Here is a 22,594-nt window from a genome sequence, read left to right on the forward strand (position 1 = left end):
GTCGTCCGTCGCCCGTCCGTCGGTGTCCCGCCTTCAGCCCCCCCTTCTCCCGGCAGATTGCTTTGGCGAAAAAGCTGCAAAAATACAGGAACTTTGGCCCGAACAGATGACTATGGTGCAAAATCCTGCGAAAATACAGTAATTTTTGGCAGTTTTCGCTTGTTTGGCTTGAACGGATCAAAAAAACTGTATAATCGCAAAAATTTTCGCGTTGTGGTTATTTTACGCCCGAAAAAGCTGCACTTTTGCAGCATTGCCCTTTTATGGTCTCATCTTCTGGATGCCGGCCGCCGCGGAGCCGGAGTAAAGCAAGCCATTTCGGGACTGGTGGCCGTTCACAGCGGGGTACGAGCGGACGAATAAGCCCTGGAGCTTCGCAATCAGGCGCCCAGCGGTTGGGTGTGCGAGGGAATAGAGCCCTGGCCGCCATCTTGTATGAGCAGTTGTCGCGAAACAGTGCCGCCCTCCGACGACGGAGTCGTTTTTTTCATGAGAAGTACGGAGATCATCCCTTGCCCGTACTTTTTTAAAGCGCATGCAATTTAACGGATGTTTTATTAAAAATGTGGGATACCGCGCAAATGCCATCAATTATATAATCTTTGCAATGAGTTATTTGACAACAGGGAAAGGAAGCGGTTGCATGCTTGAGACACCTTGTATTGTCATCGATCGTGAGGTTATGAGCCGAAATATAAGGCGGATGGCGGGGATGGCCGCGGCTAACGGCGTAGAGCTTAGGCCGCACATCAAAACCCATAAAATCCCCGAGTTTGCCGTGGAGCAGCGAAAGGCCGGATCGAAGGGCATCACCGTTGCGAAGGTCAGTGAAGCGGAAGTGATGGCCGAACAGGGAATCGACGATATTTTCATCGCGTACCCGATTGTCGTTCCGTCCAAAATCGACCGCGTGATCGCGCTGGCCAAACAGAACCGCATTTCCGTCGGGGTGGACAATGTGGAAGGGGCTCGGGCATTATCGAAGAAAGCGGAGGAGGCGAACCTTCGGCTGCAGGTCCGGCTGGAAATCGACACGGGGCTGAAACGGACCGGCATTTCTCCCGATGACGTGCTTGAAGTGGGAAGGGCCGTTTCGCAGTTGCCGGGCGTCGAGCTGAACGGAATTTTTACGTTCAAGGGAGCGGTGCTGCGGGGAGAGGCCACAACGGATTTGGAGGCGGCAGGCCGGGAGGAAGGCTGGATTATGGTTGAAGCCGCAAACCGATTGCGGTCGGCCGGCATTGATATTCGGCACGTCAGCGTCGGTTCTTCCCCGACGGCGCCTTTCGCCGCAGCGGTGAAGGGCGTGACGGAAATTCGGCCGGGCACGTATATTTTCAACGACCGGATGCTGCTCCGCATGGGCGTGTGCGAACGCGGGGACATTGCCGCCAAGGTGAGAGTGACGGTGATCAGCGTGCCTTCTCCGTTCCGCGCCGTCATCGACGGGGGAAGCAAAACGTTCGCTACCGACGTGCAGCCGGGAAAGCCGCCATTGTTTATGGAAGGGTTCGGAGAAATTGTCGGCCACCCGGATGCGGTATTGGAACGCATGAACGAAGAACACGGGATCATCGTTTCAACGGCTCCGCACGGATTAAACATCGGGGACACGCTGGACATTATCCCGAATCACATTTGTTCCACGGTCAATCTGCACAATGCCGTTTGGTTAAAGGAAGACGGGCAATGGCGGCAAATCCTCGTATCCGCACGGGGGATGCTGGCATAGCACATACAGGAGGGGAAGCGTGATGCTCGACTTGTTGATTAAGAACGGGAGAGTGGTGGACGGAACCGGAAACCCATGGTATTTCGGCGACGTCGGCATCAAAGACGGGCTGATTGCAGCAACGGGGCGGTTGGATCAGGAGAGCAGGGAAGTGATCGACGCCGAGGGAAAAGTAATTGCGCCGGGATTCATCGACGGCCATTGCCATTCAGACCTCCTGATTCTGGACCAGCCGTTCAGCGAAGTAAAAATGCAACAAGGCGTCACGACGGAGGTCGTCGGCAATTGCGGTCTTGCGCCGGCTCCTTATTTACAAAAGACCAGGGAGCAATTGAAAAGCTACGTCGCTTCGGTTATCGGCACGACGGAGTGGGAATGGCAATGGGAGACCGTCGGAGAATATATCGACGTCCTGTCGAAATCCAGGCCGTCGGAAAACGTGGCCACCTATGTTGCCCACGGAGCGTTAAAAATTTCGGTGATGGGCTTTGAGAACCGGCCGGCAACGGAGAGCGAATTGCAGGATATGAAGGCGCTTCTGGAGGAAGGGATGCGAGCGGGGGCGCTCGGGTTGTCGATCGGCCTGCTGTATGCCCCGGGCAGCTATACGAAACGGGAAGAATTGGCCGAGCTCTGCAAAGTAGTCGCCAAATACAACGGTCTTCTTGCCACGCATATACGCGGAGAAGGCAACAATTTGCTTTCTTCCGTGAAGGAAGTCATTTGGATCGCCGAACAAAGCGGCGTGTCACTGCACGTCAGCCATCTGAAAGCGGCGGGAGCGGCCAACTGGGGGGAAATCGAGGATGCGATCGGTTTGATCGAGGACGCCCGGAGCCGCGGAATGGACGTTACCTGTGATGTGTACCCGTATAATGCCGGCTCGACGATGATGACCACCATTCTGCCGCCGTGGGCTTTGGAAGGCGGCATTCCGGCCGTGCTGGAGAGGCTTGAGGACCGGTCCGTTCGCGAGCGGATCAAGCGGGAACTTCGCCGGGAACAGGAGGATTGGGATAATCTGATCCATTCCACAGGCTGGCAGAGCGTCTATATTTCGGCCGCCCGGACCGCGGAAGGACGTGCTCTTGAAGGAAAGCACATGCTGGAAATCAGCGAAATGATGGGGAAGGATCCCGAGGATGCGATGATGGAGCTGTTAATCCGCGAAGGGGGGAATCTATCCATCGTCTATTTCCATATGTCCGAAGCGGATGTCAGAAAAGTGATCGCATACGACAAATCCTTGATTGCGTCGGACAGCTTGGGCTGCGTGACCGGCAAGCCCCATCCGCGGTCGTACGGCACGTTTCCGAAGGTGTTTGCCAAGTACGTCCGCGATGAGAAGCTGCTGACGTTGGAGCAGGCTGTCCGCAAGGTTTCGTCTTTTCCGGCATCGCGCTTCAAGCTCGGCAAACGCGGGCTGCTGGTGCCCGGATATGCGGCCGATCTTGTCGTATTCGATCCGGATACGATCCGCGATACGGCAACCTATCAGGAGCCCATCCGATTTCCGGACGGCATCTCTTGCACGATCGTCAACGGAAAGGTGACGGTGTCCGGAAAGCGCCATACGCAAGAACGTGTGGGAAGCTTCATTCCCGCACAACATCATTGCGTACACGACGGCTGCAGCCGTCATATCTAACTTGTGATCAGGAGGAAATTCAAATGGCAAATGTGGAAAAAAGATTGGAAGAGCTGGGCATTCAGCTGGAAAAGGTTCCGAAGCCGGTGGCGGAATATGTTCCGGCCAAAACCGTTGGCAATCTGGTCTATACGTCCGGATGCGATTGCCGGAAAAACGGCAAATTGCTGTATGAGGGAAAGGTAGGCGGAGATCTGACCGTCGAGCAGGGCAAAGAGGCGGCGCGACAAGTCATGATCAATATTCTGGCCGTTTTGAAAGAGCATATCGGCGATTTGGATCGCGTGAAACAAGTCGTGAAGATGCTTGCATTTGTCAACTCTGCGGAAGGTTTCGTCGAGCAGCCGTTTGTCATTAACGGGGCATCGGAGCTGTTGGTTGAGGTGTTCGGCGAGAAAGGGAGACACGCGCGTTCCGCCATCTCCGCCAATGAATTGCCGTTTAACACTCCGGTTGAGATCGAGTTAATTGTCGAAATCGAATAATTTACATTGAACACATCAGGGGGATCTATGCTGAGCATTACCAGGCATCCGCAAAATCCTATCGTTGTTCCCGGCTTATTTGAATGGCGGAAAGCGACCGTATTTAATCCCGCCGTCATCATTCACAACGACAAATTTTATATGATTGAACGCACGGCAGGCTCTTTGACGCCTTGCAAAAACTTCTTGGGACTGCTTGTGAGCGACGACGGCGTCAACTTTACCCATGTGAAGGACGAACCGATCGTCACGCCGGATATGCTCGGATTTCCTTACGGGAGCGTACAGGATCCGAGGATTGTGAAGAAATACTTGTCCGAGCATTACCGAGATGATGTGAAGGCTTCGGAAATCGCGGAATGGCTGAAAATTACGCCAAGCTATTTCAGCCTCCTTTTCAAGCAAAGCACAGGGAAGAGCTTCAAAGAATACATGAATGAGCTGAGGATGGAGCAAGCGAAGCACCTGCTCGCCACCACACACGAGAAGGTGTTCGAAATCGCAAATGAAGTCGGTTACAAAGAGTATAAATATTTTGTTTCCGTATTTAAATCGTACACAGGAATGACGCCGAAGGAGTATCGCGCGCTCACGGCGGCGCTCTAATACGGATTCGATTGACCGTCCGGATCGGCCTCGCAGGAAAAAATGATTGAAATGACAGAAATAATATGTTTCTTTATTGTAATAGAATTTATCGAGGACTCGCGGTCGTTCATACGCGATAGTCATGCGATACGTTTTAAAAATCTGCGAAAACGATCATGGAGGAAAATCCGGTGGAAAAGATTCTGTTTATCGAAATCGGAATGGGGACCGACCTGCACGGCCAGGATGTGACGAAAGCGGCCGTTCGCGCCGTGCGCAATGCGATTCATCGCAATTCGATGCCAGGACTTAGGTCCATCCTTCCGGGAGGAAGTCTGGACTCGATGAAGGTGCGCGTCAAGCTTGCGGTGCCTTGCGACCGCGACAAGCTCGATACGGATGCGGTGAAGGCGCAGCTCCCGTACGGAGAGGTCGAAGTTGTGGTAACGGAGGGCGGCATGCTGACGTCAAGCGGCATCGTGCTGCCGGACAAGGGCGACCGGAACGATCTGATCTATGTCGTGATCGCCGCCGTCGAAGTCGGCTACTAGCAGGAAATTGCGGGCCGCCGCCGAATCATTTTGTAGCCGGAGCCGGATCGGCGGATGCCGGCCGGCACACAGAGAGAACGGATGGAGGGATGCCGCCTGAGCGACATTTGGATTGGGATTATAATGGGAATTGTGGAAGGCTTGACCGAGTTTTTGCCCGTATCGTCGTCAGGACATATGATTCTGACCGCGCATCTGCTCGATTTTACCGGAGAACGGGCCAAAACGTTCGAAATCGTCGTGCAGCTCGGTGCCGTACTGGCGGTGCTAGTTTTGTACAGGCGGCGTTTCCTGTCGCTGCTTAACTTTAATTTGGCGAAGTCGAAAGGTTTGAATGCGCTGCACGTCGTCATGGCGATGTTCCCTACCTTCGTCGCGGCCGTGCTGTTCTACAGCCCGATCAAAACGTATCTGTTCGGTCCGATGACCGTCGTGTGGGCGCTTGTCGCCGGCGGCATTCTGATGATTGTTGCCGAGAAGGCAAACCGGCGGATTACGGCGGAGACGCTCGACGATCTGACGTACAGACAGGCATTCGGCATCGGCTGTTTTCAAATTTTATCGTTGTGGCCGGGTTTTTCGCGTTCCGGCTCGACCATTTCCGGGGGCATGCTGCTCGGCGCCAGCAAGACGGCGGCGGCTGAATTTACGTTCATCGTCTCCGTTCCGATTATGTTCGGGGCGAGCGGATACGATTTGTACAAAAGCTGGGAATATCTCGATTGGGCTGATTGGCCGCTCTTCCTGACCGGTCTCGTCGCATCGTTCCTCGTTGCCATGTTGGCCGTCGTCACCTTCATCAATTTGCTTAAACGGATCAGCTTTACCTGGTTTGCGGTATACCGTTTTCTTTTAGCTGCTGTATTCTTTTTTGTTATTTTATAATTCCGGAAAGAAATGAGAGCGCGGTGTCGGCTTGCCGGCAACATCCGCGCTCTTATTTCTTTCCGGCATCGTATTTCCGCGGGCGGTTGCGCCGCGCAACTTTTCCGGAACGGGCAACGTCTGTGTCGGTAAAATAACGGCGCTTCTGGCCGCTTGCGAAAGGGGAGTCCTCATTGGAACGCGTTCGGACGATCTTGGCCGTCATGCTGTTCGTATCGTTCGCCGCGGCGCTGCTCGTCGTGCCGCAGCCGGCTCATGCCTGCTCCTGCGCCGCCAAACCGGATATCCGGGAGGAGCTGCGGCGAAAGACGGCGATCTTTGCCGGAAAGGTGACCGCCATCGAGCAGCCGGGGTGGGGGCTCGTAAGATCGAGCGCCGACCCGGTAAAAGTAAGCTTCGAGGTTACCGAGGTGTGGAAAGGGGATGTCGGCCCTCGGACGGTCGTCCGAACGGCATTGGACGGCGCTTCCTGCGGTTTTCCGTTCGAGGCCGGCGCCGATTATATCGTTTATGCCTATAGCGACGAAAACGGCCTGGCGACCGGCATGTGCGAGCGGACGGCGAAGCTGTCCGCCGCGGCCGAAGATTTGAAAGCGCTTGGAACCGGCTCCGTGCCGCCGGATCAGACGGCACGGAGCGGCATGCGCCCGGCGCTATGGATCGCCGCAGGAGCAGCCGTCCTTGCCGCCGGTTGGCTGCTCTGGCGGTCGGTCAGATCAGGAACATCGCGACGACCGTCGTGACGGCAAGGCCGAGAAGGACCGGCTTCAGGTTGCGGCGAGCCAACTCGAACGGATCGACGCCGCAGATGGCGGCTGCCGGGATGAGCGCCCACGGCACGAGCGTACCGCCGCCGACCCAGATCGCCGCGATCTGACCGAGCGCCGTCAGCGTCGCGGTGCCGGAGTGGATCGCCGTACCGAACAGATTGGCGACCGATCCGGCCAGTGAAATGCCGGAGAAGCCGGAACCGTCAAGACCGGTAACGGCGCCTACAGTGGTGAGCGTGACGGCGCTGACGGCGCCGTTCACCGGTACGGTGCCGGCCAGCGCAACGCCGAGATCGTTGACGATACCGTGCGAACCGGCGGGGAGCTTGTCGCCGAACAGGGCGGCGAACGCCGAGTCGCCGAGGTAGAAGAAGGCGGCGATCGGGATAACGGGCCCGAACACTTTAAAGCCGAAGACGAAGCCGTCGATCAGATAGGAAGTGGTCTTCTCCAATGCGCGGTTGAGGTGCGCCAGCAGCGTAACGGCAATCATGATCAGCAGCGCTGTTCCGCCGATGAGCGCCGTAGCGTCGCCGCCCTGCAATTTCCATATCGCCAGGGCGGCGACGTCGGCCGCAAACAGCAGCGGGATGGCGACGGCCAGCGTTCGCTTCGCGCGGGGAGACAACAAAGCGGCGCCATTCGCGCCGCCGTCGCCCGGACGTTCTGCAGCGGAAGAATCCGAAGCGGATACGGTTCCGTCTCGCCATGTGCCGCTGCGCATATCGCGCCGCATCATCCAGAACGCGGCGGCGGTCGTGACGACGCCCATCACCGCGACGAGCGGAACGCTGGCCGCCATGACGTCCGCAACGGGCAAGCCCGCGGCATCCGCCGTAAGCTTCGGCGCGCCCTGAATCATGTAGTCGCCGGACAGGGCGATGCCGTGTCCGAACAGATTCATCGCCATGGCGGCGCCCAGCGCCGGAAGACCGACGCGCACGGCGACGGGAAGCAAGACGGTGCCGATCAGCGCCACGGCGGGGGAAGGCCAGAAAAACCACGACGTGACAAGCATGATCAGGCCGATCCCCCAATAGGCGAGCGCCGGCGTGCGCAGCATCCGGGCGAAGGGAGCGATCATCGTTTCGTTGATGCCGGTACGGATCAGTATCCGGCTCATCGCGACGATGATCGAAATGATCAGAATCGTGCCGATAAGCTCTTTGATCGCAAAGATGAAGCTCTCGAATACGGCGCTGACCGAGGGGCCGACACGGCCGGTGGCCAGCAAGCCGATGGCGAAAATGCCGACGATGCAGATGAGCGATGTGTCTCTGCGCATCGCCATAAACCCGATAATCGCCAAGATAAAGCTTAGGTATACCCAATGAATCGCCGTCAAATGGATATCCATTCTGAACCGCCCTCTCCCGTAAAACTAGGCTTGCAGTCCAGTCTATGCGGGAGAGGGGATAGGCGTTCATCGAGCGCCGGCTGGCGGCGGGCTGTCTGTCTCTAACGTTATGGCCGTTCGACGACGCTGTAGGATGACGGCGAGACGCCGGCCAGAAACGGAGTCGGTTCGCCGACGGCATACAGGCGCAGACGGTGCATCGCCCGGGTGCAGGCGGTATAGAACAGCTTGCGTTCGCTTTCCGCTCCGTATGTCTCCGCCGACGCGTCGAAGATGAGCACCGCGTCGAATTCCACCCCTTTGGCCAAATAGGACGGAATGACGACCGTTCCTTGCTCGAACGAGGCGGTATGCTTGTCGACCAGCGTCAGATGCGGGCCAACGTTCTTCAGCGCTTCGTAGGCCGCAGCGCTCTCCGCTGCCGTCTTGCAAATGACGGCGACAGATCCGAAGCCCTCGGTCAGCAGATCCGCCATATCGCTGGCGATCGCTTCGATCCGCGCTTGTTCGTTCGCTGCGAATACGACGGCCGGCAAGCCCCCGCTCCGGTCGAACGGCTCGATTTCGTGGCCGTCCGGCAGCATCTGCCGCGTAAATTCAACGATTTCCCGGGTCGAACGGTAGCTGCGCCGCAGCGTGATCCGCTCCGTTTCGGCTTCGCCGAACAGACGCGCGATCGGCGTATCCCCGCTTGCCAGCTCCACGGCATGGGTGAAGATCGCCTGGTTAAAATCGCCGAGCGCCGTCATTCGGCTGCGCGGGAACAGCCGTTTCAAAAACTCGAATTGAAACGGCGAATAGTCCTGCGCTTCGTCGATCAGCACGTAACGGATCGTATTGTTCGTCTGGAATCCTTCGACCAGTTCCTTCAAATACAGATACGGCGTCGCGTCCTCGTATGCCAGCTCGCCGGCGTCGAGCCGCCGGATCGATGCTTCGGCGATTTGCGGCCATGTGCCGGCCCCGTGATCAAACGCCTCGAAATCGGCTGCCGTTTCGGGATCGTTCAGCAATTGACGGTAGAGGGACGTGACGTCGGCAAACCGGAGCCGCTTCACGCTTCGCCGAAGCGGTTTGAAACGTTCCTTTACCAGATAGGCGCGAATCAGCTCCTCCTCCTGAACGGCGTCGTCGAAGGCCGGGTCCTTGCCTTTTTGCCGTTTGCGCAGCTGGTTGTAAGCTAGCTGGTACTGCTCGTTGTCGAGGTAATTCATTTCTTCGGTTACCCAGTCGGCCGACCGTTCCGCCTTCTCCAGTTCATTCAGTCGTTGCAGCAGCCATTCCTTGAGCAGATGAACCCGGTTCGCAAGCCGGATCGCCGAATCGCAGCTGTAAAACTGCCGTTCCATTTCTTCGGCGGATACGAGCGTGCGCCCTTGAAAACGGATGCTGCGGAACGCCATGCCGCCCGCAAGAAGGCGTTTCCCGAACGATTGCACGGCTGCAAGGAACCGCTCCGACGCCTTGTAGCGGATGCCCGCCATTCGCGCCTCGTAATCCGGTTCATGCCGGGCGGTCAGCATGTACTCCATCTGATCGTAAGGGTCTTCCAGCCGGAAGACGTCGCCGAGACGATGCTCCAGATATTCCTGGAATGTCGTTTGCTGCATATTTTCTTCGCCCAGCTCCGGAAGAACGGAGGAGACGTAGCTGTTGAACAGCGGATTGGGCGAGAACAGCACCATCTGGTCGGCTGTCAGCCGCTCGCGATGCTTGTAGAGCAAGTACGCGACGCGCTGCAGCGCGGCCGATGTTTTGCCGCTTCCCGCAGCCCCCTGGACGATCAGCATGCGGGAACGGTCGTTGCGGATAATCCGGTTTTGCTCCTGCTGTATGGTCGCTACGATCGACTGCATGCGCGATTCGGCGCCTTTGCCCAGCACCTGCTGCAGCAGCTCGTCGCCGATCGTAATGCCGGTGTCGAACAGCGCGCGAATGACGCCGTCGCGAATTTGAAACTGCCGCTTCAGCTCCATCGTGCCGCCGATCGTGCCTGCAGGCGTCTCGTACTGTACCGGACCGGGCGCATAATCGTAATACAGGCTCGCAACCGGCGTGCGCCAATCGTATATGAGGTATGTTCCATCGTCCTCGTCCTCGAATGAAGCGATGCCGATATAGATCCGTTCGGCCTCTGCTTCGCCGTCTTCCCTGAAATCGATCCGCCCGAAATAAGGCGAAGGATAAAGCCGCTTCATCCTGTTCAATCTGGCCTGCAAATGCCGGTGGCTGCGCTCGCGCTCGGAAAGCACTTCCGCCTGCTGCTTCATGCTGATCGCCGTTTCGAGTATATCGTCGCCTGTCGACAGGTTGACGGTGACGTCGTCCCAAAAATTTTTGCGCATTTCGACGACCTGGCTCCGCAGTCCGGACACGATGGGTTCGTCCCGTTCAATGCCGCGCCGCAGCTTCTCCCTGACATCGTCGACGCGGCGCTGTTCGTGCAACCGTTCCTGATCCGTAACGCTCATGCTTCAACCTCCGTAAATGTTTATTGAAATTTCCGCTCCTTGCCCATGCTTGACATCATGTTTCCATAGTGTTATAATTAGAATTGACTAATTGCGTATTTAATCAACAACTGGTTGAACGCATCTTTTAGTGTACCACGTTTGAAGACATCTTTCAATCGAAGGGCGCGGGTTTTGTTCCCGCCCCTTTTTTGTTTTTCCGCCCGCTTGGGCCGCGGCGCATTTTTGGTGTACAATGGATATTGTCAACAAAAACCGGAAATAAAGGGTTGAGATGCGATGAAAGATCGGATCGCGCTTGTTCTGCTTGCCGCGGCGCTGCTTTTGCCCGCCTGCATGCGGGAGGCTGTCCCCGACGTTTCGTCCGGTGCCGAAACGGTTACGGGTCCGGGGCGCGCGGAAGAAGAAGCGTCAAAACCGAAGCGGGAATCCGGGGGCGGCCCTGCGGCGGTGGTGTCCGGACTGCGGATTCCATGGTCGGTTCAGCGGTTCGGGGAAACGTTCTATATCAGTGAACGCGGCGGACATATCGTTGTGGCGTCTAACGGCTCGTTCGATCGCCAGGAAGTCCGCCTCGGCCGGCCGGTTTACGAACAGGGCGAGGGCGGTTTTTTGGGGTTGGCGCTGGCTCCGGATTTTGCCCGCACGCAGACCGTTTATGCTTACTATACATACCGGGATGGCGGCAGGACGTATAACCGGATCGTATCGCTTGTGCCGGAAGGAGGGAGCTGGCGCGAGCAGGACGCGCTGCTGGAGCGCATTCCGGGAGGCGTAATCCATAACGGCGGGCGGCTTGCGTTCGGACCGGACGGCATGCTCTATGCGACGACCGGCGATGCGGGCGACGAGGAGCTGCCGCAAAATTTGCAAAGCCCAGGCGGCAAAATTTTGCGGATGAAACCGGACGGCGGCGTTCCCGAAGACAATCCGTTTCCCGGTTCCTATGTTTATTCTTACGGTCACCGCAATCCGCAAGGCATCGGCTGGGCAACCGACGGGACGCTCTACAGTACGGAGCACGGTCCTTCCTCCGTGCCCGGCGGCCATGATGAAATCAACGCCATCGAACCGGGCGGCAATTACGGCTGGCCGGAGACGATCGGCGATGAAAGCCGGGAAGGGATGATTCCTCCTCTGTATCATACCGGAGAAGATACGCTCGCGCCGTCCGGCATGGCGGTCGACCGGGACGGTCGGGTGTTGGCGGCCGGATTGGCCGGCAACCGGCTTGTCCGTTACACGCCCGGCGGCGAAGATGTCGAAGTGCTGCTGGAAGGCGAAGGGCGGCTGAGGGATGTGCTGCTGACGGAAGACGCCGCCTATATTCTGACCGGCAACACGGACGGCAGGGGGCGGCCTAAACCTGAAGACGACAGGCTTCTGCGGATCGATCTGCGATGATTTACGAAGAGAGAAAGGCGGAATGCGAATGGAAATCGTAATATTGGAAGCGCAAATGTCCCGGGATGCCGACGGTTATGTCGGAACGGTGCGATTCGAGGCGAAAGGGCATTCCCAGCCCTATGAACTGACGTTGCACAGCAAGAGCGGGGAGGATTGGGGTTACAGCCTGCTCTTCTACGGCAAATCGGGCGTCGAAAGCGAAATTATGGCCGTCGAGGAACGGCTGGAAGAAGACGACGAGCTGTTCGACAAGCTTGTCGGGGCCGCGCTGGAGAGCATGAATCCGGAACCGTCATGACAACGGTTCCGGATGGAAAGCCGGTTCCAGCTTCGTCATGCGGACATGCGGAATGCCGGCATCCAGGAAAGGCTCGTCCGAGACGGTCCGGTAGCCGAGCTTGGCATAGAACGGCTCGGCGTGGCATTGGGCGTCGAGCACGATGCGCCGGAATCCGTCACGCCAGGCTTGCTCTTCCATCGCCTCGACGAGCCGGCGCCCCGCCCCTATGCCTCTATATTCGGGCAGAACGGCAATCCGCTGCAGCTTGGCCGTCCGCTCCTCATATCGTATTATTCTTCCCGTTGCGGCCGGCTGACCTTCGACCGTCAGCAGCAAATGGACGCATGCCAACGGCGAATCGTCATAACGGTCGATTTCGATCGCCGGGTCGACTCCTTGTTCCTTCACGAATACTTCCTCGCGTATAGCCAGACATTGCTGCAGCTGCTCAAGCGTTGCTGCGCGCATCACGTTCATGAATCCCATCCACTCCCGTTTTCCGTTACTGACTTTTGCTTTTCGCTTTGCGGCGGACGCTGAAATATTTTACGGCCATGAATAGCGCGAAACCGACAGCCAGAATCCAGATGACGACAAGACCGTATTGATAAATGAGCTGTCCGATTTCCTCCACGCGATCCCCGACGAACATCCCGAGCACAAAATAGATGGAAGTCCAAATGAAAGCCGAGCTGTAGGCAAACAGGGCGAATGTGCCGTAGATCATATGGTTCAGTCCGAGCGCGTAAGGGGTCACATGCCTTAGCAACGGAAGAAAGATGCTCAGGCATATCGCATACCCGCCGTATTTTTGCCCGAGTTGCTGTGCCCTTGCCAGAAACTGGCCGATGCTTTTTCTCCGCGCCAGCCGGGCATGGAACTGGTGGCCGGCGCAGCGGCCGACCGAATACCCGAAAGTCATTCCCGACATAATGCCGAGCGTCGTCATGGCGAATGTCGGAACCGGCGGAAGAATGCCGCTGACCGCTAGCAGGCCGGCGGTCATCACGACGACCTCGTTCGGGATCGGCAAGCCGATAAGGCCGAGGCAGAGCACGATAAAGAAAGTGTATTGGCCCCAATCGCCGACGATCGCCAGCAGCGTTTCGTATCCCATTTTTCAGTTGTTCACCCGATTCTGCAATCGTTTATGTCCCTATCATATCTTATTGGCGGTTTCGTTGACAAATGATAGAGGTTCTATCGATCCTTTGGATGCGGAAAAATCTGCAGGTTACGTTCGCGAAACGCGCCGTGTTACAATCGTCACAAGTCTTGTTCCTTCGATATCCGCATGACGGGAGGAGGAGAGCTTCGTGAACAAGGCCTTTGACCGAACGGTACGCGGAGCGCTTCTTGCGGCTTGCGTACTGTTTGTTTTTATGCCGGCCGCATACGGCTCGGTTTCGCAGACTACTGCCGGGGACAGCGGCTCTTTTTATCGTTTGATGACCGCCGATCCGGCGGAACGATACGGCCGGTATGCCGGAATGATAACGCAAGGACTGGCCGGGCATCAACCGTGGACGAATTCGCCGGCAGTCCCGGTCGGAAGCGCCGAGTTCGAACAGCTTGCCCGCATTATTCACGCCGAAGCCCGGGGCGAATCGTTTGCGGGGCAGGTTGCCGTCGGCGCCGTCGTTCTGAATCGGGTTCGGGAGGAAGGCTTCCCCGATACCGTGAGCGGCGTCATTCATCAGCCGCGCGCGTTTACGGCGGTCGCGGACGGGCAATACGAGCTGGAGCCGAACGATACCGCTTACCGCGCCGCATTGGAAGCGGTAAGAGGTTGGGATCCGACCGGCGGGGCGTTATATTATTATAATCCGGATATTGCCACATCGGACAGGATCCGAACACTGGAGCCGATCGTGACGATCGGCCGGCATATATTCGCCCGGTAGCGGAATTGCCAGAAAACGATATGACTCGATTTCCGGCAATCGGCCGCATTTTACAGATATTGACCGCTCCCGGTCCGCATGAGTTCAGGAACGCAGGAGAAAAACAAAGCAAGGGAACGGATTTCGTATCCCGTCACTTTATAATACAAAGGAGACCTGCGTTCATGAACAAAAGGCTGAGCGGTTTTGCGCTCACGGCATGCCTTGCGTTGACGCTCGCTGTTCCCGCGCACGCGGCGGGGGATACGGCGTCGAAATCGGGCACGGCCGACGGCGCAAGAATCAATGCATATGGCGTAAACGATACGAAAAGCAGGGTGAACCGGTTTGCGGAAGTGAACACCAATACGTACGATACGTACGGCATGGACCGCAATAACCGTTACGGCACGGACGGCACGTACCGCTACAGCGGCGACCGTCTGATGAACGGCAACGGCCGCGCCACGACGTACGGTACGACCGGCACGACCTATCGCGCCAGAACGACCGCTAACAACGGCGGATTCGACTGGGGATGGCTCGGCCTGCTTGGCCTGATCGGCCTTGCCGGGCTGCGCGGCCGCGACCGCGAGCGCACCTGAACCACGTTTACGGCCGATCCGATTACCGGCGACAGGGAGACCATACAGGTCTTCCTTTTTTTGTTTACATTCGTTTTGGAATATTTTCTTGGGTTAAGGGTGAAACTGGAAATGGACAATACCCCGAGAACGGCCTGCGGCTTCTGATGCCGCGCCCGCCGGAAACATCATCATGCAGGAGGGAATAAAGCCCGTGAAAACTGTTGTAATGAAGCTGTGCGCTTTGCTGCTCGCCTTTGCGGTCGCCATGCCGGCTGCCGCCGCATGGGCGAAGGAGCCCGATCCGGCCAAGGACAAGAAGGAAGCGCAGCAATCTCCGCAGGGCGAGCTCGATCTGGCTCCGTCCGCGTTGTCCGCCATTCTGATGGATGCGGACAGCGGTACGATCATCTATGAAAAGAACAGCCACGACAGACTTCCGCCGGCCAGCATTACGAAAGTGATGACGCTGCTGCTCGTGATGGAAGCGCTGGATGACGGCAGGCTGAAGCTGACGGACAAAGTGCAGACCAGCGAACATGCCGCATCGATGGGCGGTTCGCAAATTTTCCTCGAACCGGGAGAAGAGATGACGGTGGAGGAAATGATCAAAGGCATCGCGCTCGCATCCGGCAACGACGCTTCGGTCGCACTTGCGGAGAAAATCGCCGGAACCGAGCAGCAGTTCGTCAACATGATGAACGAGAAGGCGAAGCAGCTGGGGCTGAAAAACACGCATTTCGTCAATTGCAGCGGCTTGCCGGCGGAAAATCATTACACGTCCGCCCACGACATTGCCATCATGTCCAAAGAATTGCTCAAGCATACCGAAATTACGAAATATACCGGGCTCTACCAGGATTACTTGCGCAAATCGTCGCCCAAGCCGTTCTGGCTCGTCAATACGAACAAACTTGTCCGATTTTATAGCGGTGCGGACGGCTTGAAGACCGGATTTACGAGCGAAGCGAAATTTTGTCTGACCGCGACGGCGAAGCGCGACAATTTCCGGGTCATTGCCGTCGTGATGGGCGAACCGAACACGAAGACCCGCAATGCCGAGGTCGGATCGATGATGGATTATGCATTTGCCCAATATACGAACTATCCGATCCTGAAAGAAGGCGATCCGATCGGCAAGGTGAAAATCGAAAAAGGCGATGTGCCGGATTTGAACCTGACAGCCAAGCATCCGTACAGCGTCCTGATCAAAAAAGGAGCCTCGACGCAAAATATCCGCCACGAGCTGAAGCTGGACGGCGTGCTGAAAGCGCCGATCGGGATCGGGCAGCCGATCGGGCGAATCGTCGTCTATCAGGACAACCGCGTCATATCGGAATTTCCGGTCGAATCGCCGGTATCGATAGACAAGGCGGGTTGGTGGAAGCTGTTCAAACGGACGTGCGCCGGGCTGTTTACATAGGCGCCGAATTGGCGGATGCCGTCGTCCGAGGCCGATTTTGTCGGGTTGTAGCGTCCTGCTTCTAGTTTTGTCGGGAGGCAGGAGAAGCTTCTCCCTGTGGAGAATTGCTTGTTCATCACGGGGAGGAGTTGATTTAGGGCATGAGTCTTCAAGTGGAATTGGAGCACTACCGCAATGTGCTGATCGTCCGCCTCCGCGGAGAGCTTGACCATCATACGGCCGACATCGTGCGCCACAAGATGGAGGAAGCGATATTGCGGGGAAATAGCGATCACATCATCCTCAGTCTCAAGGAGCTGCAGTTTATGGACAGCTCCGGACTTGGCGTCATCCTTGGCCGATACAAACAGTTGAAGGCCAAAGGCGGAAAGATGGCCGTCTGCGCCGTCAATCCGAACGTGTATCGGTTGTTCGAGCTGTCGGGCTTGTTCAAAATTTTGACGATTCACGAGAATGAGCGCGCGGCGCTCACAAGTCTGGAGGTCGTATCATGAACGGAGCCAACAGGATGATGCTGACGTTTTCGGCACGCTCGGAGAACGAATCGTTCGCCCGGGTGGCGGTTGCCGCTTTCGTCTCGCAACTCGATCCGACGATGGAAGAGCTCAATGATTTGAAGACGGCCGTGTCCGAAGCGGTGACCAATGCGATTATCCACGGCTACGACGGCGATCCTGACGGTATGGTGACGATCGAAGTGGCGATCGAGGGCGATACCGTATCGATCGTCGTGATCGACAAAGGCCGGGGAATCGAGGATCTGGAGCTGGCAAGGCAGCCGCTGTATACGTCGAAGCCGGAATTGGAACGTTCGGGCATGGGCTTCACGATTATGGAAAATTTCATGGACCGCTTCGAGGTGTCCAGCGAACCGGGCCAAGGGACGCAAATCGCCATGACGAAGCGCATCGAGTCGAAAAAAGCGCTGTACAATTAAGCGCATAGGGGTTGGACCTCATGGATGTCGATTGGAAACATAACGCGCAGCCGTATCTGGACGACGCGGAAGTGAAACGGCTTATCGCGCTCAGTCAGACCGGAGACTCGCTTGCCAGGGATACGCTCGTACAATGCAACATCCGGCTCGTCTGGTCGGTCGTGCAGCGGTTCATGAACCGGGGCTACGATCCCGAAGATCTGTTCCAGATCGGCTGCATCGGGCTCTTGAAATCGGTCGACAAATTCGACCTGTCCTATGACGTCAAGTTTTCCACATATGCCGTTCCGATGATCATCGGCGAAATTCAACGGTTTTTGCGGGACGACGGCACGCTCAAGGTGAGCCGATCGCTGAAGGAGACGGCTAACAAGGTCCGCAAAACGCGGGACGAGCTTTCCAAGACGCTCGGCCGCCTGCCGACCGTGAGGGAAATCGCCGACCGGCTCGGCATTACGCCGGAAGATGTCGTTTTCGCCCAGGAAGCGAACAAGCCGCCCTCCTCGATTCACGAAACGGTATTTGAGAACGACGGGGATCCGATTACGCTGATGGATCAGATCGCGGACGATTCCCAGGACCGTTGGTTCGACAAGATGGCGCTGAACGAAGCGATCGAAGGGCTGTCGGAGCGGGAGAGGCTGATCGTCTATTTGCGCTATTACCGCGACCAGACCCAGTCGGAAGTCGCAAGCCGGCTCGGCATATCGCAAGTGCAAGTCTCCCGCCTCGAAAAAAAGATTTTGCAGTCCATCCGAAACCAGATTGCGCAATAGCGCATCTGGTTTTTTACATATTTTGAATCGAAAAGAAACGATTAACGGGTCGGCGGTCATCTCATACTAACGATAAGCAAACGATGCAACCGAAAGGTGCGCAATAAAGGGTGAACGCAGCATGAATACGACGAAACCGTCCGTTCTTTACATCCGGCTGCGAAAGCGGATATCGATCAGGCCGGGCCAGACTGTCAAGCTGGGCCACGCGGCCCGCCTTTTCACCGATATCGGGATGGAGACGGAACTGAAGGAGCTTGTCCTGTACCGCCACCGCCAGGAGGACGGCAACCGGGTCGTCATCGATTTGCTGCAGGTCGTCAAAACGGTCCGCGAGGCCGCGCCCGATCTGACGGTGGAAGCGTACGGCGAACCGCAAGTGCTGGTCGTGGTGGCGGAGAAGTCGGCGAAACCCCGCTTCTACATCCTCGTGTTCGCCTGGCTGCTGCTCTTTTTCGGAGCGGGACTGGCCATCATGAATTTTCATACCGACGTAAGCATGAAAGAAGTCCATATGCGGATTACGGAGCTTGTCACCGGCGAGCGGGTCGACCATCCGCTATGGTTTCAAATCCCGTATTCGCTCGGCGTCGGTCTTGGCATGATGGTGTTTTTCAACCACCTGTTCCGGAAGAGGTTCAACGAAGAGCCGAATCCGCTGGAGCTGGAGCTTTATATGTACGAGGAAAACGTTAACGCCTATGTGATTGCCGACGAAATGCGCAAAAAGTCGGGCGGAGTAAATCCGGTGGACGGCAGGAAGCCGGAGTCGGGCGGATAAGGAGGTGTTCCGATGGCAGAATGGGCTGCGAACGGATTTATCGCCTTTCTGGGCATCGCGGGAGGCGTCGCCGTCGGAAGCGGCATGGTGGCCCTGCTGATCGTGCTGGACCTGATCCCGCGGCTCGCCCAGATCGCTTGCGCCTACCGTCATTCGGTCTGGTTCGAAACGGCGGTTATCGCCGGATCGCTGTACTGGACGTTCGCCGATTTTCTCGACTGGAAAATTCATGTTCCGGCGCGGGCTGCACTTAGCTTCGTCGGATTGATCGACGGCATTTTTATCGGCATGCTTGCCGCGGCGCTAACCGAAGTGATGAACGTCATTCCGATTTTGGCAAAGCGGCTGAATCTTTCCGATTATCTGGTTGCGCTCCTGATGGCGATGGCGCTCGGCAAAACGGCCGGTTCGCTGTTCGACTGGCTTGTATATCAGCGATAAATAGACCTGCGAGGTGACATCATGACGAATTGGCGGCAAAATACGGGAGAAGGCGATATTGGCGATATTCGGGAAGTGATCCCGCCTTTCGCGGAAACCGGAGGAGACGGACGCGAAGGCATGGACAGCTTCGAGGAGACGGAAAGCATCCGTCTGGAAATGGAAAAGGCGGGCGCGCCGGGCGGGAACAACGGCGAAAACGAAGTTTCGCCGTCCATCGACCGCGTGCTTGAACGGCTGAAGGAAGAATGCGGCCTTGACACCAGCTTCGATGTCGTCGTGCGCGAGATGACGCTCGGAGGGCGAAGAACCGCGCTTCTGCATATGAACGGACTTGTCAAGGACCAACTGCTGACGGAAGTGTTGGAGCGGCTCACTTATTTGCATCCGGATGCCGTGTCGGCGGATGCCCTCCACGATTTCTTCCGCTATTATGTTCCCGCCATTCAGGTGAAAATCGAGAGCGATTGGAACAAGCTCGTGACGGCGTCTCTGTCCGGCAACGCTGTCCTGTTCATAGAAGGCGAACCTGCCGCCCTTATGATCGATGCGAAAAATTTTCCGACGCGCTCGCCGGAGGAGCCTTCGCTGGAACGCGTCGTTCGCGGGAGCCGGGACGGCTTTACCGAAACGCTCATGACGAATGTATCGCTCGTGCGCAGACGGCTGCGCGACCCGAGGCTCAGATACGAAGTGGTGCAAATCGGCAAACGAACGAAGACAGACGTTTGCATCGCCTATATTGACGACATCGTCGACAGGCGGCTGCTCGAATCGATTCGCGACAAAATCAAGCAGGTGGAAATCGACGGCATCCCGCTGGCCGACAAGCAGCTGGAGGAGGCGACAGTCAAACGGGGATGGAATCCGTTTCCGCTCGTCCGCTACTCCGAACGGCCGGATGTCGTGGCGGCGCATCTGCTGGAAGGCAATGTGACCGTCTTTGTCGATACCTCCCCGAGCGTCATGATTTTGCCGACCACCTTCTTCGATCTGATGCAGCACGCCGAGGAAAACCGGCAAACGCCGTTCATGGGCACCTATTTGCGCTGGGTCCGGTTTATCGGCGTACTCGCTTCGCTGTTTTTGATGCCGCTCTGGTTTCTGCTCGTGCTCGAACCCGGCATGGTGCCGCCCGGCATGGCCTTTATCGGACCGAACGAGACGGGCGACATTCCGCTCGTCATGCAGTTCGTGCTGGCCGAAATCGGGGTCGATCTGATGCGCATGGCGTCCGTCCATACGCCGTCTCCGCTGGCGACGGCCATGTCGTTGATCGCGGCCATCCTGATTGGCGACGTGGCTGTGAAGACAGGGCTGTTCGTCAACGAGGTGATTCTCTACATGGCGGTCGCCGCCATCGGCATGTTCGCAACGCCCAGCTACGAGCTCGGTCTGGCCAACCGGATCGTGCGGCTGCTGCTCATTATCGCCGTCGCGCTGTTCCGGGCGCCCGGCTTAATCGTCGTGACGACGCTGATTTTCATCATGCTGGTGACGATGCGCTCGTTCAACCGCCCGTACATGTGGCCGTTCATTCCGTTCGATTTGCGGTCGATGGCCAACTTTCTCATTCGCCCGCCCGTGCTGCAAAACCGGATGCGCCCCAATTTGCTGCGGCCGCAGCAGCGCGACAAAATGCCGCGTACCGATTAATACAAATCAAATGCTGAATTATCCATTTCTCCCGAAGCGGGTTTGCGCTATACTGGTGAAATAGGTGCAAACTTATTTTTCCGAACGATGGAGAAAGCAGAGGGATCGATTTATGTATTTGCATGGAACTTCTAAGATTAATGCCAAAGGGCATCTGGAAATTGGCGGTTGCGATACGACCGAGTTGGCGAAAGAATTCGGCACTCCTCTTTATGTCGTGGACGAGGCGCTCGTCCGTCAGCGCGCCCGTGAATATGTCGAGGCGTTCCGCGCTTCGGGCCTGAACTTCCAGGTCGCATACGCCAGCAAGGCGTTCAGTGTGATGGCGATGTGCGCCATCGCCGAGCAGGAAGGCCTGTCGCTTGACGTCGTCTCCGACGGCGAACTGTACACCGCGCTGCAGGCGGGATTTCCGGCCGGCCGCATCCACTTCCACGGGAATAACAAGACGCCCGAGGAAATCGTCATGGCGCTGGATGCCAATATCGGCTGTTTCGTCGTGGACAACTTTACCGAGTTGAAGCTGCTGAACGCACTGGCGGGGGAAAAGGGTAAAAAAGCGAATATTCTGCTGCGCATTACGCCGGGCGTCGAAGCGCATACCCACGACTACATCTCGACCGGACAGCAGGATTCCAAGTTCGGCTTCGACCTTGCCAACGGTTCGGCTTATCGCGCCGTCAAGGAAGCGATCGAGCAGCCGAATCTGGTGCTGCTCGGCGTTCACTCCCATATCGGCTCGCAAATTTTCGAGGTGGAAGGGTTCAAAATGGCGGTAGACAAAGTAGCCGCTTTCGCCATTAAAGTGCGGGACGAGCTGGACGTTACGTTCAAGGTCGTCAACCTTGGCGGCGGCTTCGGCATCCGGTATACGGCGGAAGACAAGCCGCTGCCGATCCGCGAGTATGTCAAGGCGATTACGGACGCGGTCATCTCCAATTTTACGGCGGCCGGATTCCCGCTGCCGGAAATTTGGGTGGAGCCGGGCCGAAGCATCGTCGGCGACGCCGGCACGACGCTGTATACGGTCGGGACGACCAAGGAAATTCCCGGCGTACGCAAATATATCGCCGTCGACGGCGGCATGACGGACAACCCGCGCCCGGCGCTGTACCAGTCGAAATACGAAGCGGTGCTCGCCAACCGCGCGAACGAGCCGGCCGAAGAGACGGTTTCGATCGCCGGCAAATGCTGCGAGAGCGGCGACATGCTGATCTGGGATCTCGATTTGCCGAAAGCGAATATCGGCGATTTGCTTGCAGTCTTCTGCACGGGAGCGTACAATTATGCGATGGCGAGCAATTATAACCGCATTCGCCGTCCTGCCGTCGTATTCGTGAAGGACGGACAGGCGGATCTTGCCGTGAAGCGCGAGTCGCTGCACGATATTGTCGCCAATGACGTGATCCCGCAGCGGCTGCGCAAAGCGCCGACCGGGAAATAACCGAACGCGTAAGGAGCGTGACCGCATGGCAAAGCAAGCGAAAATTACAATGGAGAACGGCGCGGAAATCGTCATCGATCTGTTCGAACAGGACGCGCCGAACACGGTCGGCAATTTCGAGAAACTGGCCAACAGCGGATTTTACAACGGCCTGGTCTTTCATCGTGTCATTCCGGGCTTCGTCGCGCAGGGCGGGTGTCCGAAGGGCAACGGCACCGGCGGCCCCGGCTATACGATCAATTGCGAAATCAACCCGAACAAGCATGAGCGCGGTACGGTGGCAATGGCGCATGCCGGCCGGAATACGGGCGGCAGCCAGTTTTATATTTGCTACCAGCCGCAGCCGCATCTCGACGGCGAGCATACGGTGTTCGGCAAAGTGTCCAAAGGGATGGAGCATGTCGACGCGTTCAAAGGCCGCGACAAAATGGACAAGGTGGAAGTATACGAGGTGTAAAAATAGCCAACGGCCGACAGGCCGTTGGCCTTTCTTGC

Annotated in this window: 23 protein-coding genes and 2 pseudogenes; 21 read left to right on the forward strand and 4 right to left on the reverse strand. The window is 57.2% G+C overall.

Annotation, left to right across the window (positions count from 1 at the left end):
• Positions 1–643: 643 nt before the first annotated feature.
• The 8 genes and pseudogenes from ABEV74_RS02260 (at position 644) to ABEV74_RS02295 (ending at position 6,632) form a co-directional block, all read left to right on the forward strand.
• The gene (locus tag ABEV74_RS02260; protein ID WP_430143160.1) at positions 644–1,732 is read left to right on the forward strand and encodes an alanine racemase; all 1,089 of its coding nucleotides are present in this window, start codon (positions 644–646) and stop codon (positions 1,730–1,732) included.
• A 22-nt stretch (positions 1,733–1,754) separates the two neighbouring features.
• Complete coding sequence (locus ABEV74_RS02265; protein ID WP_430143162.1) at positions 1,755–3,380, forward strand: N-acyl-D-amino-acid deacylase family protein; 1,626 nt, start codon at positions 1,755–1,757, stop codon at positions 3,378–3,380.
• A 23-nt stretch (positions 3,381–3,403) separates the two neighbouring features.
• The gene (locus ABEV74_RS02270; RefSeq protein WP_430143164.1) at positions 3,404–3,865 is read left to right on the forward strand and encodes a RidA family protein; all 462 of its coding nucleotides are present in this window, start codon (positions 3,404–3,406) and stop codon (positions 3,863–3,865) included.
• Between the two features lie 30 nt (positions 3,866–3,895).
• A pseudogene (locus tag ABEV74_RS02275) lies at positions 3,896–4,171 on the forward strand (glycoside hydrolase family 130 protein); the annotation flags it as partial.
• A gap of 60 nt (positions 4,172–4,231) precedes the next feature.
• A pseudogene (locus tag ABEV74_RS02280) lies at positions 4,232–4,471 on the forward strand (helix-turn-helix domain-containing protein); the annotation flags it as partial.
• Positions 4,472–4,644: 173 nt separating this feature from the next.
• Positions 4,645–5,004: a Lin0512 family protein gene (locus ABEV74_RS02285; RefSeq protein WP_430143166.1), complete on the forward strand. Its 360-nt coding sequence runs from the start codon at positions 4,645–4,647 to the stop codon at positions 5,002–5,004.
• 96 nt (positions 5,005–5,100) lie between these two features.
• On the forward strand, positions 5,101–5,889 hold the full coding sequence (gene bacA / locus ABEV74_RS02290; protein WP_430143268.1) for an undecaprenyl-diphosphate phosphatase: 789 nt from the start codon (positions 5,101–5,103) through the stop codon (positions 5,887–5,889).
• Positions 5,890–6,062: 173 nt separating this feature from the next.
• The gene (locus ABEV74_RS02295) at positions 6,063–6,632 is read left to right on the forward strand and encodes a hypothetical protein (protein ID WP_430143168.1); all 570 of its coding nucleotides are present in this window, start codon (positions 6,063–6,065) and stop codon (positions 6,630–6,632) included.
• On the opposite strand, the gene ABEV74_RS02300 is transcribed toward ABEV74_RS02295, so the two are convergent.
• Complete coding sequence (locus ABEV74_RS02300) at positions 6,601–8,016, reverse strand: hypothetical protein (RefSeq protein ID WP_430143170.1); 1,416 nt, start codon at positions 8,014–8,016, stop codon at positions 6,601–6,603. The two genes, ABEV74_RS02295 and ABEV74_RS02300, sit on opposite strands and share 32 nt — an antisense overlap.
• Before the next feature lie 107 nt (positions 8,017–8,123).
• A complete protein-coding gene (gene helD / locus ABEV74_RS02305) occupies positions 8,124–10,487 on the reverse strand; it encodes an RNA polymerase recycling motor HelD (protein ID WP_430143172.1) in 2,364 nt (787 codons plus the stop codon).
• A 279-nt stretch (positions 10,488–10,766) separates the two neighbouring features.
• Between helD and ABEV74_RS02310 the strand changes: the two genes are divergently transcribed.
• Together ABEV74_RS02310 and ABEV74_RS02315 are read left to right on the forward strand one after the other, a co-directional pair.
• On the forward strand, positions 10,767–11,891 hold the full coding sequence (locus ABEV74_RS02310; protein WP_430143174.1) for a PQQ-dependent sugar dehydrogenase: 1,125 nt from the start codon (positions 10,767–10,769) through the stop codon (positions 11,889–11,891).
• A 28-nt stretch (positions 11,892–11,919) separates the two neighbouring features.
• Positions 11,920–12,192: a hypothetical protein gene (locus ABEV74_RS02315; protein WP_062492694.1), complete on the forward strand. Its 273-nt coding sequence runs from the start codon at positions 11,920–11,922 to the stop codon at positions 12,190–12,192.
• On the opposite strand, the gene ABEV74_RS02320 is transcribed toward ABEV74_RS02315, so the two are convergent.
• Together ABEV74_RS02320 and ABEV74_RS02325 are read right to left on the reverse strand one after the other, a co-directional pair.
• The gene (locus ABEV74_RS02320) at positions 12,187–12,651 is read right to left on the reverse strand and encodes a GNAT family N-acetyltransferase (RefSeq protein WP_430143176.1); all 465 of its coding nucleotides are present in this window, start codon (positions 12,649–12,651) and stop codon (positions 12,187–12,189) included. The two genes, ABEV74_RS02315 and ABEV74_RS02320, sit on opposite strands and share 6 nt — an antisense overlap.
• 25 nt (positions 12,652–12,676) lie before the next feature.
• Entirely contained in the window at positions 12,677–13,291 is a 615-nt protein-coding gene (locus ABEV74_RS02325) for a DedA family protein (protein WP_430143178.1), read from the reverse strand.
• Positions 13,292–13,490: 199 nt separating this feature from the next.
• On the opposite strand from ABEV74_RS02325, the gene ABEV74_RS02330 reads away from it, so the two are divergent.
• From ABEV74_RS02330 to ABEV74_RS02380, 11 genes are all read left to right on the forward strand, one after another.
• Complete coding sequence (locus ABEV74_RS02330; RefSeq protein WP_430143180.1) at positions 13,491–14,078, forward strand: cell wall hydrolase; 588 nt, start codon at positions 13,491–13,493, stop codon at positions 14,076–14,078.
• A gap of 164 nt (positions 14,079–14,242) precedes the next feature.
• Entirely contained in the window at positions 14,243–14,662 is a 420-nt protein-coding gene (locus ABEV74_RS02335; protein ID WP_062492698.1) for a WGxxGxxG family protein, read from the forward strand.
• A gap of 208 nt (positions 14,663–14,870) precedes the next feature.
• Positions 14,871–16,064, forward strand: a complete 1,194-nt coding sequence (locus ABEV74_RS02340) for a D-alanyl-D-alanine carboxypeptidase family protein (RefSeq protein ID WP_430143270.1) — start codon at positions 14,871–14,873, stop codon at positions 16,062–16,064.
• Positions 16,065–16,204: 140 nt separating this feature from the next.
• A complete protein-coding gene (gene spoIIAA / locus ABEV74_RS02345; protein WP_062492700.1) occupies positions 16,205–16,558 on the forward strand; it encodes an anti-sigma F factor antagonist in 354 nt (117 codons plus the stop codon).
• The gene (gene spoIIAB, locus ABEV74_RS02350; RefSeq protein WP_062492701.1) at positions 16,555–17,001 is read left to right on the forward strand and encodes an anti-sigma F factor; all 447 of its coding nucleotides are present in this window, start codon (positions 16,555–16,557) and stop codon (positions 16,999–17,001) included. The genes spoIIAA and spoIIAB overlap by 4 nt, the downstream gene beginning before the upstream one ends.
• 20 nt (positions 17,002–17,021) lie before the next feature.
• On the forward strand, positions 17,022–17,777 hold the full coding sequence (sigF, locus tag ABEV74_RS02355) for an RNA polymerase sporulation sigma factor SigF (protein ID WP_062492702.1): 756 nt from the start codon (positions 17,022–17,024) through the stop codon (positions 17,775–17,777).
• A 121-nt stretch (positions 17,778–17,898) separates the two neighbouring features.
• A complete protein-coding gene (locus ABEV74_RS02360) occupies positions 17,899–18,558 on the forward strand; it encodes a stage V sporulation protein AA (RefSeq protein ID WP_430143183.1) in 660 nt (219 codons plus the stop codon).
• Positions 18,559–18,570: 12 nt separating this feature from the next.
• On the forward strand, positions 18,571–18,999 hold the full coding sequence (locus ABEV74_RS02365; protein ID WP_062492704.1) for a stage V sporulation protein AB: 429 nt from the start codon (positions 18,571–18,573) through the stop codon (positions 18,997–18,999).
• A 21-nt stretch (positions 19,000–19,020) separates the two neighbouring features.
• Positions 19,021–20,655 carry a spore germination protein gene (locus ABEV74_RS02370; protein WP_430143186.1) on the forward strand — a complete coding sequence of 545 codons (1,635 nt, stop codon included), beginning with the start codon at positions 19,021–19,023 and terminating at the stop codon, positions 20,653–20,655.
• A gap of 112 nt (positions 20,656–20,767) precedes the next feature.
• A complete protein-coding gene (gene lysA, locus ABEV74_RS02375; RefSeq protein ID WP_430143187.1) occupies positions 20,768–22,099 on the forward strand; it encodes a diaminopimelate decarboxylase in 1,332 nt (443 codons plus the stop codon).
• A gap of 25 nt (positions 22,100–22,124) precedes the next feature.
• Positions 22,125–22,556 (forward strand): peptidylprolyl isomerase, encoded by a 432-nt coding sequence (locus tag ABEV74_RS02380; RefSeq protein ID WP_062492707.1) that lies wholly within the window; start codon positions 22,125–22,127, stop codon positions 22,554–22,556.
• Positions 22,557–22,594: the final 38 nt, after the last annotated feature.

Source organism: Paenibacillus cisolokensis (assembly GCF_050481165.1).
Classification (GTDB): Bacteria; Bacillota; Bacilli; order Paenibacillales; family Paenibacillaceae; genus Paenibacillus_AH; species Paenibacillus_AH cisolokensis.